Raw genomic sequence first — 303 nt, 5'->3', positions numbered from 1 at the left:
CATCTAAATTCTCTGTATCGTGCCAAACGTAATCTACTTCTTCGCCAAGCTCATCTTTAATTGCATGGAACATATCGACATCACAGTTCGAACCTGGAAATACTATTACGGCAAATTTCACTGTGCGACAACCTCCTCAACTTCATAACGGAAGTCTTCCATTACAACGTTCGCTAATAGTTTTTCACACATTTCTTTTACCTTGCTATCTAAGTCAGATACAGATTTATCAATTGTTAGTTCCATGTACTTTCCGATTCGAACGTCTTGTACTTCTGTGAATGAAAGACTATGAAGAGCTCC

At 38.3% G+C, this 303-nt stretch carries 1 protein-coding gene and 1 pseudogene; both read right to left on the bottom strand.

The genetic code is table 11. The features are described from left to right. Positions 1–121: pseudogene (locus tag SB717_RS34875) on the bottom strand (phosphoribosylformylglycinamidine synthase I); the annotation flags it as partial. After that, positions 118–303 (bottom strand): phosphoribosylformylglycinamidine synthase subunit PurS (purS, locus tag SB717_RS34870; RefSeq protein ID WP_410907455.1); only part of this gene is annotated, 186 nt, incomplete at its 5' end. The gene purS and the pseudogene SB717_RS34875, both read right to left, overlap by 4 nt.

This window comes from Priestia sp. SIMBA_032 (assembly GCF_046535215.1).
Classification (GTDB): Bacteria; Bacillota; Bacilli; order Bacillales; family Bacillaceae_H; genus Priestia; species Priestia aryabhattai.
The sequence above is the reverse complement of the archived record's forward strand: the minus strand, read 5'-3'. Positions and strand labels throughout refer to the sequence as shown.